Here is a 13,172-nt window from a genome sequence, read left to right on the forward strand (position 1 = left end):
ATTTTGCTTGGAAGCTCCACCCGTGCACCATGCTGCGCTGCAACACAACCCCGCGACGGGCCGCCGACTGCCGAATGCCGCATGCTGTTCGTCGATCACAGACGGCGATGCCTTGCGACCGGCCCCGGTGTCTGGTTCATTCCCGCCGGAAATTCTCAAGGGGTCAGGGGAGCCAACAATGCTCAAATCCGTTCTCGCCGCCAGCGCCGCCGTGCTCGCCTTCGCCACTCCAGCCTTTGCGCAGGATGATGCTCCGGATCTGGAGCCGGGCCTGTCCGCGCCCGAGATCGACTTTACCGAATGGACGCTGGACAATGGCCTGCGCGTGATCGCCATCCAGGACGAGGGGACCGCCACCGTCACCACATCGTTGTGGTACGAAGTCGGATCGAAGCACGATCCCGAGGGGCGCAGCGGTTTCGCGCATCTGTTCGAGCATATTCTCAGCCGCAAGACCGAGAACATGCCCTACAACATGATCTACGGGCTGACCGCGGATGTGGGCGGTACGCGCAACGCCTCGACCGGGTCCGACCGGACGAATTACTACGAGACCGTTCCGGCGGAATATCTCGAAACCATGCTGTGGACCCACCGCGAACGCATGTTCAAGCCGGTGATCGACCAGCAGGTGTTCGATTCCGAGCGCGAGGTGGTGAAGGAAGAACTGCGCCAGCGCGTGCTCGCACCGCCCTATGGCCGTTTGCAGCGCTTCGTCATTGCCGAAAACGCCTATGACGTCCTGCCGCAGCGCCGTCCCGGGATCGGTTCCATCGAGGATCTGAACTCCGCCACGCTCGACGATGCACGCGCCTTCCACCAGGCCTATTACGGGCCGGACACCGCCACCCTCATCGTGGCGGGCAACTTCGAAATGGATAACCTGCGCGCGCTGGTCGACGAATATTTCGCCGACATTCCGCGCCGCGCGGACCCGATCGACCTGACGATCGACACCCGCGAGCCCGAGCGGACAAGCCCGCGCAGCTTCGTGGCCACCGCGCCGAACGTGCCACTGCCGGTGGCCGGTTCGATCTGGAAGGGGCCGGAAGCGGACAGCATGGATTCGGTGGTGCTCGACGTGATCTCGGCGATCATGGCGCGCGGCCAGAACAGCCGTCTCTACGAAGCGCTGGTGCGCACCGGCAAGGCGGTCGACAGCGCGATGTTCTCCGCAGCGAGCGAGGAGGGCGGTTACGTCGCGAGCTTCGCGATCACCAACCCGATGGCCGACGCCGACGAGGTCGACGCGCTGCTCAAGGCGGAGCTGGAGAAGCTGCGCACGGGTACGGTGAGCGCGGCCGAACTGGCGGAAGCCAAGAGCGAGCTGTTCTCCGATTCGCTTCGGCGCCGCGAAACCGCGCGGGGGCGGGCGTTCGAACTGGGTGAGGCGCTGGTCTCCACCGGCAACCCGCGCGCTGCCGACGACCGGCTGGCGGCCATCGCTGCGGTGACGGTGGATGACGTGCAGCGGGTGGCGGCGAAGTGGCTCGCCCCGCAGGCGCGCGTGGACATGCGCTATGTCGCGGGAGAGGAAGATCCTTCGGCCTATGCGAACCCGGTCCCGATGCCGACCTTCCGCTCGCTGCCCGAGGCGACCGGCGAGCCTCTGTCGGTCCTGCCCGATGGCGAGCGGCAGGCTCCGCCCGCTGCGGGCACGCGCCCTGCGGTCGACGCCCCCGAGATTGTCGAGCAGACGCTGAGCAACGGGATCGAGGTCGTGGCCGCACAGACCGGCGACGTGCCGATTGCCACGATGACCGTGCTGGTGCCCGGCGGCGCCTCTACCGACAGCCGCGAAAAGGCCGGCGTCGCACAGTTCGCGGCGCAGCTTGCCGATCAGGGCACGGCCGACATGAGCGCGCAGGAGATTGCCGCGCGGCTCGAAAGCCTTGGCGCCAGCCTGAGCGCGAATGCCGGGCGCGACGGCACCTTCTTCAGCCTGACCGCGCCGGTCGCCAATTTCGAGGCGGCGGGCGAGGTGCTGTCCGGCATCGTGCGCAGCGCGCAGTATCCGCAGGCCGAACTGGACCGTGAGCGCAAGCGGGCGATCGACGGGCTGCTGGTGGAAATGAAAGACCCGGGCGAACTGGCGGGCAAGGTCGCTTCGCTCGTGATGTACGGCGATGCGCCCTATGGGTCGCAATCCGGCGGTACGTCGGAAAGCCTCGCTGCGATTACCCGCGAAGATCTGATCGAACACCGGCAGACCTGGTGGCACCCGAGCGAGACGAAGATCATCGTCAGCGGCGGTATCGCGCCCGCGCAGGCAACCGGGCTGGCGCAAAGCCTGTTCGGCGACTGGACGGTCAGCGCCCCCGCGCCAACGCCGCCCGCCAATCCCGCAGGCGATGCGCAGCCGGTGCGTACGGTGGTGATCGACATGCCGGAGGCAGGGCAGGCAGCCGTCTACGCGGCGGTGCGTGCCATCCCGCGCGATGACGAGCGGTATTACGCGCTTGAGCTGGCCAACGCCGTGCTGGGAGGCGGTTCGAGCGGTCGCCTGTTCGAGGAGATCCGGACCAAGCGCTCGCTCAGCTACGGGGCCTATTCGGGCTTTGCCGACCGGGCGGACGATGCCGTGCTCGCGGCGAGCGCGCAGACCAAGAACGAGACTGCGGACGAGGTCGCGCAGATATTCCTCGACGAGTTCGCCCGGCTGGGGACCGAACCGCTCGACGAGGCGCTGCTCGACCGGCGGCGGCTTTATCTCGGCGGCAGCTATGCCCGTTCGCTCGAAAGCAGTTCGGGATTCAACGGCATCGTTGCCGGCCTGATGCAGCAGGGCCTCGAACCGGCCGAGGCGGCGCGTTATGCCGACCGCCTTGCGCAGGTGACGCCGCGCGATGCGGGTGCGGCGGCGCAGGAGCTCGTCGATCCCGACAAGGCGACGATCGTGATCGTCGGCAACGCAGCGGCGTTCATCGACGATCTGCGGGCCATCCGCCCCGATGTGGAAGTGATCCCGGCTGAAGGGCTGGACCTTTCCAGCGCGGATTTCGGCCTCGAAGACTGATCCGGCGCTCTACGCGGGCCGGGCGTCTTCGGTACGCTCGGCCTGCTGGCGCGCCCACATTTCCGCATAGAGGCCATCGCGCCGCAGCAGCTGCGCATGGCGTCCCTGTTCGGCCAGCCGCCCGTTTTCCAGCACCAGAATGCGGTCCGCGTCCGCGATGGTCGAAAGGCGGTGCGCGATGGCCAGCGTCGTCCGCCCGCGCGCCACGCGGTTCAGCGTGGCGAGGATTTCCTGCTCGGTACGCGAATCGAGCGCGCTGGTCGCTTCGTCCAGGATGACGATGGGCGGATCCTTCAGCAGCGTGCGCGCGATGGCGACGCGCTGCTTCTCTCCACCCGAAAGCTTCAGCCCGCGTTCGCCCACCTGCGTATCGAAGCCTTCGGGAAGGGCTTCGATGAAGGGCAGGATGGCAGCGCCGCGTGCAGCTTCGCGGATATCGTCCTGTTCCGCATTCGCGCGCCCATAGCCGATATTGTAGCCGATCGTGTCGTTGAACAGCACGCTGTCCTGCGGGACGATCCCGATGGCGGCGCGCAAGCTCTCCTGCGTCACCTGCGCGATATCCTGCCCGTCGATCAGGATGCGGCCCGCAGCAGGATCGTAGAAGCGGAACAGCAGCCGCGCGATGGTGCTCTTGCCCGCGCCCGAGGGGCCCACCAGTGCCACGGTCTCCCCCGCCGCGATTTCGAAATCGAGGCCGTGGAGGATCGTGCGATCCTCGTCATAGCCGAAATGCACGTTTTCGAAGATGATGCCGGGCCGGGCGATGTTGAGCGCGGGCGCGCCGGGTGCGTCCTCCACCTCCATCTCCGCATCGATCAGCCGGAACATGGCTGCCATGTCGATCAGGCCCTGGCGGATCGTGCGGTAGACGAAGCCCAGCAGGTCCAGCGGGCGGAAGAGCTGCAGCAGATAGGTGTTCACGAAAACGAGATCGCCGGTGGTCAGTTCGCCCTGGCTCCAGCCCCACACGGTATAGGCCATCGCGCCCGCCATCAGCAGGTTGGTGATCAGCGACTGCGCGATGTTGAGCAGGCCGAGCGAGGAATCGGACTTGATCGCCGCTTCCGAATATTCCCGCGCTGCCTTGGCGTAGCGTTCTTCCTCGCGCGCTTCCGCTCCGAAATATTTCACCGTCTCGTAGTTCAGCAGCGAATCGACCGCGCGCGCCAGTGCGTGCCCGTCCAGATCGTTCATCTCGCGCCGCAGCTTGGTCCGCCATTCGGTGATGACCTGCGTTACGACGATATAGGCTACCACCGTGGCTGCCGTGGCGAGCACCAGCTCGATCCCGAATTCGACGTAGAAGATGCCCGCGACGAACACGAGCTCGATCGCCGTCGGCGCGATGTTGAACAGCAGGAAGTAGAGCATCGTATCGATGGTCTTGGTCCCGCGCTCCACTGTCTTGGTGATCTCGCCCGTGCGGCGCGAAAGATGGAACCGCAGCGAAAGGCGGTGCAGCCGGTGGAAGACGTCTTCGGCAAGGTTTCGCGTTGCATCCTGGCCGACGCGTTCGAACACCATGTTGCGCACATTGTCGAAAAGCACGCTGGAAAAGCGAGCGGCGGCGTAGGCGGCGACGAAGGCGATGGCGACCATCGCCGCTTCGTTGGCGGGGGTTTCCATCGCGTCGACCGCGGCGCGGTAGGCATAGGGCAGGGCGAGCGTGGCGCCCTTGGCGACCAGCACGAGCACCATCGCAACCACGATGCGGATGCGCAGGTCCGTCCGGTCCTTCGGCCACAGGTAGGGCAGGAAGCGGCGCAGCGTGTGCCAGCCTTCGGGCGGGGCGCTGTTCGTGTCGGATTTGGTGTTTTTTGGCCCCATCGCGCGCCAGCATGTGGCGATACCGGGCGCGCTTCTCAAGCCGTGGCGGCAGGCGTGCCGCTTCGAATGGCCCTGCGATCAGGCGCTGGCGACCGCCGGCGGCTGCTTGCGAACCACCAGCCGGAACAGTTCCAGCAGCATGTCGCGCCGAAGCACGTAGACTATTCCGAGGTACGCGAGCGCGCCCGTGGGCACGAGCACCGCCAGTTCCAGCGGGGCGGGCAGATCGGGCAGGGCGGCGGCGAGCGCACGCACCACCAGCGCCATGCCGCAGGCCGCGCCGAGGCCCGGGGTAATGGCGCCCAGCAGGCCGCTTGCGGTGATCCCGAGTGCGCGCCCGCCCATCGTCAGCACGGTGAGGGGCAGCAGCGGGCTCGCAAGCACCCACGCCCAGGCCAGCCCGGAAATGCCGTGCGGCAGGCCGATCAGGAAAGCGCCGACCAGGATGGCGGTGACGACTGCGGAGGTCTTGGCCGAAAGATCGGGCCGGTCGATCGCGTTGAAGGCGGGTGCGAACAGGATGTAGATCGTGAAGGCCGGCATCGCGAGCGCAAGCGTGCCGACGATGGGGGCCATCTCGGTCCACTTCGGGCCGAACGCCGTCAGCACCAGCGGCTCTGCCGTGGCGTTCATGCCGAGGAAGATCGGGCTGACCACCAGCACGATCAGCCGGATCGCAGTCAGGAAGCCACGCGCCAGTGCCTCGCGGTCCGATTGCAGGCGGGCGAAACTGGGGAAGGCCACATCGTTCAGCGGCGGGATGAAACGCGCGGTGACGATGGTGACCAGGAAGATGGCTTCGGAATAGAGCCCCACCTGATGCGGATCGAAAGCGCGCCCGGCGAGGAAGATGTCCGCCTGTGTCGCCACCGTCCAGCACAGGTGGCTCGCCAGCAGCCAGCTTCCGTAGGTGAACAGGTTGCCGCTGCCGCGGAAATCGAAGCTTGGCCATACGAGACTGCGGGCGGCGATGGTCAGTCCGACAGCGCGCACGAACAGCAGCGCGATGGGCGCCCAGATCAGCGTCCACACACCGAAGCCCAGCAGGGCGAGCACGAGCGCGACTCCGGCGGAAACGATCGCCGCGATCACGTTGACCACCGCGTGCCGTTTGAAGTCCAGCGCGCGCATCAGCAGCACTTCGGGAATGGCGATGAAGGGGATGGCGATGAAGATCAGCGTCTGCAGGCGCAGCAGATCCGCCACCATCGGCTGGCCGTAATAGGCGGCGGCTACCGGGGCGAGCGCGAACTGCGTGGCGGCGATGGCGGCGTTGACCAGAATCAGCATGCCGAAGGTCTGCTGCACGATTCGTCGGTCGATCTCCTCGCGCTGGATCAGCGCGCTGGCAAACCCATAGCCGTTGAGGAAGGCGAGGAAGGTGACGACCACCTGGCCCATGGCGAACAGGCCATAGTCCGCCGGGTCGAGGATGCGCACCACGGCGAGCGTCACGCTCCACGTGATGATCTGGGCCACGATCTGCCCACCCGATCGCCATGCGACGGCGGAGCGTACGGTGTCGGTAAAGCTCATGAGATCCGCCATGCGATGGCGCGACGCAGCCATCCGAAAAGATCGCCGGCGCGAGTCGCGATGATGCCCGGATCCTCGCGCAGTGCGCGCAGGAGGTAACGCAGCCGCAGTTCGTGGGGGTTGCCCAGGAAAAGGGCGAGCCAGGCACGGGCACGGCGACTACGGTCGCCAGCCAGCACGATCTCGCGCTCGAGTACACGCTCCACCTTGCGGCGGTTCTCGTACCAGCGGCGGTCGGTCAGGCTGTGGGCGTGCCTGCGGTAGTCGTACAATTCCTGCTCCAGTGCGTGGAAGCGAAAGCCCGCGCGCGCGGCGCGCAGCCAGAAGTCGTAGTCCTCTGCGCCAAAGAGAGTCTCGTCATAGCCGCCGAGCGATTCGTCCACCGCGCGCCGGTAGAGGAAGCAGCACCCCACCACGTTGCGTTCCAGCAGATGCCCGGGCGGCTCAGCAGGCGTGTGACCCACGGGCTTCCCGTTCGCATCGATCACCCGGTAGCCGGCATGGATGATATCGGCGCCCGGGTGCCGGTCGCGCGCGGCGAGGAGGGTGGCAAGCATGTCGGGATGCAGAAGGTTGTCGTCGGAGGTCCAGCTCAGCCAGTCGGCGCGGGCCCGGGCGAATCCCGCATTGAGCGCGCCCGGCAGCTTGGCGTTGGTATCCAGGGTGATCACGCGCACGCGCGAGTCCTTATTGGCGAAGGCTGCGAGTATCTGCGGCGAGGCGTCGCTCGACATGTCGTCCACCGCGATAAGCTCGAAGTCGGCAAAGCTTTGCGAGAGAATCGATTCGAGCGCTGCGTCGAGGAAAGGTTCGCCGTTGTGGACCGGCAGGACGATGGAAATTGCGGGCGATTCGCCTGCTGTGCCCGCGCGAGGGCGTGCATGCGCCGCCGGCCGCACGCCGCCGCGCGGCGCATGCGCACATGAAGGGGAAGAAAGATCGCTCATTCGGGGCCGGACATAGGCCGCACAGGGTAAAGATACGTTTGCCATCACACCCGATTCTCGCGGATTCGGTGCGGTTTGCGGCGGATTCGCGCCTTGGGGTGCCCAAGCCGGGCCGCAGCCGGGGGTCCGAAATCGCAGAATGTATCGTTTTAAATCAGCAGCTTATGCACAGAGTGACAGAATTTTGAAAAAAGGGGCTTGCCCGAATCCCGACCCCCGCCTAGATGGGCTTCACCGACGCGGCGCTGGCGGCTTCCACCGCCCACCGCTTCGGTCGCCAACATAGTCGGACAGGCCGTCCCCCGGTCATCAGGTCGGGGATCACTGACTGTCCGCCTCTTGCTTTTGGCGGCTCTTTGAAATCGTTGGTTTTTGATGAAGGGACATGTGGGCGACGGCGCCCGGTCTGCGAAGTTTAAGGTCGCAGTAACCGGTATATATAAGCCGAAGCCACATCCATGGGAAACTCCACGTTTCCCACAGATGATGCATGTTCATTCGTATCCATTACGTTTGACAGCAGGTTTCGGCTCCTTGAACTCTTGCTTGTCGGGTTTGCGATCTCCGGATCGTGCCTGGTAGGTAAGTGACACAAACTTGAGAGTTTGATCCTGGCTCAGAACGAACGCTGGCGGCATGCCTCATACATGCAAGTCGAACGAAGCCTTCGGGCTTAGTGGCGAACGGGTGCGTAACGCGTGGGAACCTGCCCTTAGGTTCGGAATAACAGTTAGAAATGACTGCTAATGCCGGATAATGTCTTCGGACCAAAGATTTATCGCCTTTGGATGGGCCCGCGTAGGATTAGGTAGTTGGTGTGGTAATGGCGCACCAAGCCGACGATCCTTAGCTGGTCTGAGAGGATGATCAGCCACACTGGGACTGAGACACGGCCCAGACTCCTACGGGAGGCAGCAGTAGGGAATATTGGACAATGGGCGAAAGCCTGATCCAGCAATGCCGCGTGAGTGATGAAGGCCTTAGGGTTGTAAAGCTCTTTTACCAGGGATGATAATGACAGTACCTGGAGAATAAGCTCCGGCTAACTCCGTGCCAGCAGCCGCGGTAATACGGAGGGAGCTAGCGTTGTTCGGAATTACTGGGCGTAAAGCGCGCGTAGGCGGCTATCCAAGTCAGGGGTGAAATCCCGGGGCTCAACCCCGGAACTGCCCTTGAAACTAGATGGCTAGAATACTGGAGAGGTGAGTGGAATTCCGAGTGTAGAGGTGAAATTCGTAGATATTCGGAAGAACACCAGTGGCGAAGGCGACTCACTGGACAGTTATTGACGCTGAGGTGCGAAAGCGTGGGGAGCAAACAGGATTAGATACCCTGGTAGTCCACGCCGTAAACGATGATGACTAGTTGTCCGGGCTCTTAGAGCTTGGGTGACGCAGTTAACGCATTAAGTCATCCGCCTGGGGAGTACGGTCGCAAGATTAAAACTCAAAGGAATTGACGGGGGCCTGCACAAGCGGTGGAGCATGTGGTTTAATTCGAAGCAACGCGCAGAACCTTACCAGCCTTTGACATCCTAGGACGGTTTCTGGAGACAGACTCCTTCCCTTCGGGGACCTAGTGACAGGTGCTGCATGGCTGTCGTCAGCTCGTGTCGTGAGATGTTGGGTTAAGTCCCGCAACGAGCGCAACCCTCGTCCTTAGTTGCCATCATTTAGTTGGGCACTTTAAGGAAACTGCCGGTGATAAGCCGGAGGAAGGTGGGGATGACGTCAAGTCCTCATGGCCCTTACAGGCTGGGCTACACACGTGCTACAATGGCATCTACAGTGGGCAGCGAACTCGCAAGGGTGAGCTAATCTCCAAAAGATGTCTCAGTTCGGATTGTCGTCTGCAACTCGACGGCATGAAGGCGGAATCGCTAGTAATCGCGGATCAGCATGCCGCGGTGAATACGTTCCCAGGCCTTGTACACACCGCCCGTCACATCATGGGAGTTGGTTTCACCCGAAGATCGTGCGCGAACCCGCAAGGGACGCAGCGAGCCACGGTGGGATCAGCGACTGGGATGAAGTCGTAACAAGGTAGCCGTAGGGGAACCTGCGGCTGGATCACCTCCTTTCTAAGGATCTTCACGAAAGCGCCGGCGCTAGCCGTCGGAAGTGCTTCGTGGTTTCCAAAGAACATTGCCGTCGTCCTCATGTCCTTTCATCACTGGAGATCAGCGCGAAGCGCACCGTGTATCGGTGTGTGTCGCTGCTGTTGCCTGAGCTGGCTTACGCGGCTATCGGCCCTTTCGGCCGGTTCCGGCATGCGTGGGCCTGTAGCTCAGTTGGTTAGAGCGCACCCCTGATAAGGGTGAGGTCAGAAGTTCAAATCTTCTCAGGCCCACCATTATTGCGTGCGACTGGCCAACGGGGCCTTAGCTCAGCTGGGAGAGCACCTGCTTTGCAAGCAGGGGGTCATCGGTTCGATCCCGATAGGCTCCACCAGTCGCGCAAGCACTCCAGAGATGAGGAAAACGGATCCGGCATCTGGCCGGTAGTACGATTTCGATCGTACGTCTTTGACATTGTGAATGGGTTTTATAATCGATGCCGCGGCGCATAGTGCGTCGGCTTTCGGGCCGACAAGCATGTGCTGCAACATTAATCAGATGATTTATCTGGCTGAGATTAAATTCTTCCGCATCATCGTGAAGACGCATGGGCTTTTATGCAGGCCTGTCGTTGATGGTGTGGATTCTCAAGCGTGAGGTAAGAGCATTTGGTGGATGCCTTGGCGTATACAGGCGATGAAGGACGTGGCACGCTGCGATAAGCGTGGGGGAGCCGTGAGCAGGCTTTGATCCCGCGATTTCCGAATGGGGAAACCCACCTTCACCATTTCTCTTCGATCCCTTCTGGGGCTCGGAGTGAGGTGGACAAGGTATCACCGAGCTGAACACATAGGCTTGGTGAAGCGAACCCGGGGAACTGAAACATCTCAGTACCCGGAGGAAAAGACATCAACCGAGATTCCCGTAGTAGTGGCGAGCGAACCGGGACCAGGCCAGTGCCTCATCTTCAACTAGCCGAACACTTTGGAAAGAGTGGCCGTAGCGGGTGACAGCCCCGTAGGCGAAAGTGAGAGATGAGGACTTGAGTAGGGCGGGACACGTGTAATCCTGTCTGAATATGGGGGGACCACCCTCCAAGCCTAAATACTCGTATACGACCGATAGCGAACACAGTACCGTGAGGGAAAGGTGAAAAGCACCCCGATTAGGGGAGTGAAACAGTACCTGAAACCGGATGCTTACAAGCAGTTGGAGCCCCATAGGGGGTGACAGCGTACCTCTTGCATAATGGGTCAGTGACTTAATGTATCATGCAAGCTTAAGCCGTTAGGTGTAGGCGCAGCGAAAGCGAGTCTGAATAGGGCGACTGAGTATGATGTATTAGACCCGAACCCCGGCGATCTAGGCATGGCCAGGTTGAAGGTGCGGTAACACGCACTGGAGGACCGAACCGGTGAATGTTGAAAAATTCTCGGATGAGCTGTGTTTAGGGGTGAAAGGCCAATCAAGCCGGGAAATAGCTGGTTCTCCGCGAAATCTATTGAGGTAGAGCGTCGGATGTATGCCGATGGGGGTAGAGCACTGGATGGGCTAGGGCTGCGCGAGCGGTACCAAACCTAACCAAACTCCGAATACCATCGAGTCTTATCCGGCAGACAGACGGCGGGTGCTAAGGTCCGTCGTCAAAAGGGAAACAGCCCTAACCTACAGCTAAGGTCCCCAAGTCATCACTAAGTGGGAAAGCATGTGGGAATCCCAAAACAACCAGGAGGTTGGCTTAGAAGCAGCCATCCTTTAAAGAAAGCGTAACAGCTCACTGGTCTAAATAAGGGTTCCTGCGGCGAAGATGTAACGGGGCTCAAGTGATGCACCGAAGCTTAGGGTGTACAGTTTACTGTACGCGGTAGCGGAGCGTTCCGTAAGCGAGTGAAGCCGAAGGGTAACCGACGGTGGACGTATCGGAAGTGCGAATGCTGACATGAGTAGCGATAAAAAGGGTGAGATGCCCTTTCGCCGAAAGACCAAGGGTTCCTGCGCAACGCTAATCGGCGCAGGGTGAGCCGGCCCCTAAGACGAGCCCGAAGGGGGTAGTCGATGGGAACCACGTTAATATTCGTGGGCCTGCAGATGTGTGACGGATGGCGGACGTTGTCAGTCCTTATTGGATTGAGCTGGCAGCCAAGTTGTCCCAGGAAATAGCCTCTGCATATAGACCGTACCCGAAACCGACACAGGTGGTCAGGTAGAGTATACCAAGGCGCTTGAGAGAAGTATCCTGAAGGAACTCGGCAAATTGCCTCCGTACCTTCGGAAGAAGGAGGCCCCATTATTGCGCAAGCAGTAGTGGGGGGCACAGGCCAGGGGGTAGCGACTGTTTAGCAAAAACACAGGACTCTGCTAAGTCGGCTTCAAGACGACGTATAGGGTCTGACGCCTGCCCGGTGCTGGAAGGTTAAGAGGAGGAGTGCAAGCTCCGAATTGAAGCCCCAGTAAACGGCGGCCGTAACTATAACGGTCCTAAGGTAGCGAAATTCCTTGTCGGGTAAGTTCCGACCTGCACGAATGGCGTAACGACTTCCCCACTGTCTCCAGGATATGCTCAGCGAAATTGAATTCTCCGTGAAGATGCGGAGTACCCGCGGTTAGACGGAAAGACCCCGTGCACCTTTACTGCAGTTTCAGAGTGGCATTAGGAAAGAGTTGTGTAGCATAGGTGGGAGGCTTTGAAGCGACGGCGCCAGCTGTCGTGGAGCCATAGGTGAAATACCACCCTGCTGTTTTCTGATGTCTAACCTCGCACCGTTAGCCGGTGTAGGGACCCTCTGTGACGGGTAGTTTGACTGGGGCGGTCGCCTCCTAAAGAGTAACGGAGGCGCGCGATGGTAGGCTCAGGACGGTTGGAAACCGTCTGCGAGAGTGCAATGGCATAAGCCTGCCTGACTGCGAGACTGACGAGTCGAGCAGAGACGAAAGTCGGTCATAGTGATCCGGTGGTCCCTCGTGGAAGGGCCATCGCTCAACGGATAAAAGGTACGCCGGGGATAACAGGCTGATGATTCCCAAGAGCTCATATCGACGGAATCGTTTGGCACCTCGATGTCGGCTCATCACATCCTGGGGCTGGAGCAGGTCCCAAGGGTTTGGCTGTTCGCCAATTAAAGTGGTACGTGAGCTGGGTTCAGAACGTCGCGAGACAGTTTGGTCCCTATCTGCCGTGGGCGTCGATACTTGAAAGGAGTTGCCCCTAGTACGAGAGGACCGGGGTGAACGTGCCTCTGGTGTACCTGTCATCCTGCCAAGGGTGCCGCAGGGTAGCTATGCACGGACGGGATAACCGCTGAAAGCATCTAAGCGGGAAGCCTCCCTTGAGATTAGGTATCTTCGAACCGTCGTAGACCACGACGTTGATAGGCTGGGTGTGGAAGCGCAGTAATGCGTGGAGCTAACCAGTCCTAATAGTTCTGATCATGCTTGAGGATTCGCACCATCAACGACAGTCCTGCTTCGGCAGGCGTCGAAGATCGGAAGAATTTTCCAGCCGGATAGACGCCTTTAATACCGCATCGATTATAACCCGTCGCACGCAAGCTTCATTGCTTCGTGGTCATAGCGCCTGTGACCCACCCGATCCCATCTCGAACTCGGCCGTGAAACCAGGCAGCGCCGATGGTACTAGTGCAAAAGCACTGGAAGAGTAGGTCGCCGCGAGGCATTGCAGCTTGCGGGCAGCGGGAAACAAAACCCATTCACTTGTCAGGGCCTTATGGCCCTCTTCCGGAGGGCCGTTCGCGGCCCTCTTTGCATTTGCGGCCCCTTTTACGGCCGC

At 61.5% G+C, this 13,172-nt stretch carries 4 protein-coding genes, 2 tRNA genes and 3 rRNA genes; 6 read left to right on the top strand and 3 right to left on the bottom strand.

The annotated features are described in order from the left end of the window. Window positions 1-178 precede the first annotated feature (178 nt). Window positions 179-3,016, top strand: a complete 2,838-nt coding sequence (locus ADAD_RS0113330; protein ID WP_010414693.1) for a M16 family metallopeptidase — start codon at window positions 179-181, stop codon at window positions 3,014-3,016. Window positions 3,017-3,025: 9 nt separating this feature from the next. On the opposite strand, the gene ADAD_RS0113335 is transcribed toward ADAD_RS0113330, so the two are convergent. From ADAD_RS0113335 to ADAD_RS16015, 3 genes are all read right to left on the bottom strand, one after another. Continuing rightward, window positions 3,026-4,846 (bottom strand): ABCB family ABC transporter ATP-binding protein/permease, encoded by a 1,821-nt coding sequence (locus tag ADAD_RS0113335; RefSeq protein ID WP_010414696.1) that lies wholly within the window; start codon window positions 4,844-4,846, stop codon window positions 3,026-3,028. A gap of 78 nt (window positions 4,847-4,924) precedes the next feature. Then, window positions 4,925-6,382, bottom strand: a complete 1,458-nt coding sequence (locus ADAD_RS0113340) for a lipopolysaccharide biosynthesis protein (protein ID WP_139020459.1) — start codon at window positions 6,380-6,382, stop codon at window positions 4,925-4,927. Next, window positions 6,379-7,329 carry a glycosyltransferase family 2 protein gene (locus tag ADAD_RS16015; protein WP_010414704.1) on the bottom strand — a complete coding sequence of 317 codons (951 nt, stop codon included), beginning with the start codon at window positions 7,327-7,329 and terminating at the stop codon, window positions 6,379-6,381. The genes ADAD_RS0113340 and ADAD_RS16015 overlap by 4 nt, the downstream gene beginning before the upstream one ends. A 593-nt stretch (window positions 7,330-7,922) precedes the next feature. Between ADAD_RS16015 and ADAD_RS0113350 the strand changes: the two genes are divergently transcribed. From ADAD_RS0113350 to rrf, 5 genes are all read left to right on the top strand, one after another. Beyond that, a 16S ribosomal RNA gene (locus ADAD_RS0113350) occupies window positions 7,923-9,409 on the top strand. Window positions 9,410-9,604: 195 nt separating this feature from the next. Next, window positions 9,605-9,681 (top strand) — tRNA-Ile (locus ADAD_RS0113355). A gap of 22 nt (window positions 9,682-9,703) precedes the next feature. Beyond that, window positions 9,704-9,779 (top strand) — tRNA-Ala (locus ADAD_RS0113360). 254 nt (window positions 9,780-10,033) lie between these two features. Continuing rightward, window positions 10,034-12,822, top strand: a 23S ribosomal RNA gene (locus ADAD_RS0113365). A 120-nt stretch (window positions 12,823-12,942) separates the two neighbouring features. Beyond that, a 5S ribosomal RNA gene (rrf, locus tag ADAD_RS0113370) occupies window positions 12,943-13,057 on the top strand. The 16S, 23S and 5S rRNA genes sit together here with 2 tRNA genes alongside, the layout of an rRNA operon. Window positions 13,058-13,172 lie beyond the last annotated feature (115 nt).

Source organism: Citromicrobium sp. JLT1363 (assembly GCF_000186705.1).
Lineage (GTDB): Bacteria > Pseudomonadota > Alphaproteobacteria > Sphingomonadales > Sphingomonadaceae > Alteriqipengyuania.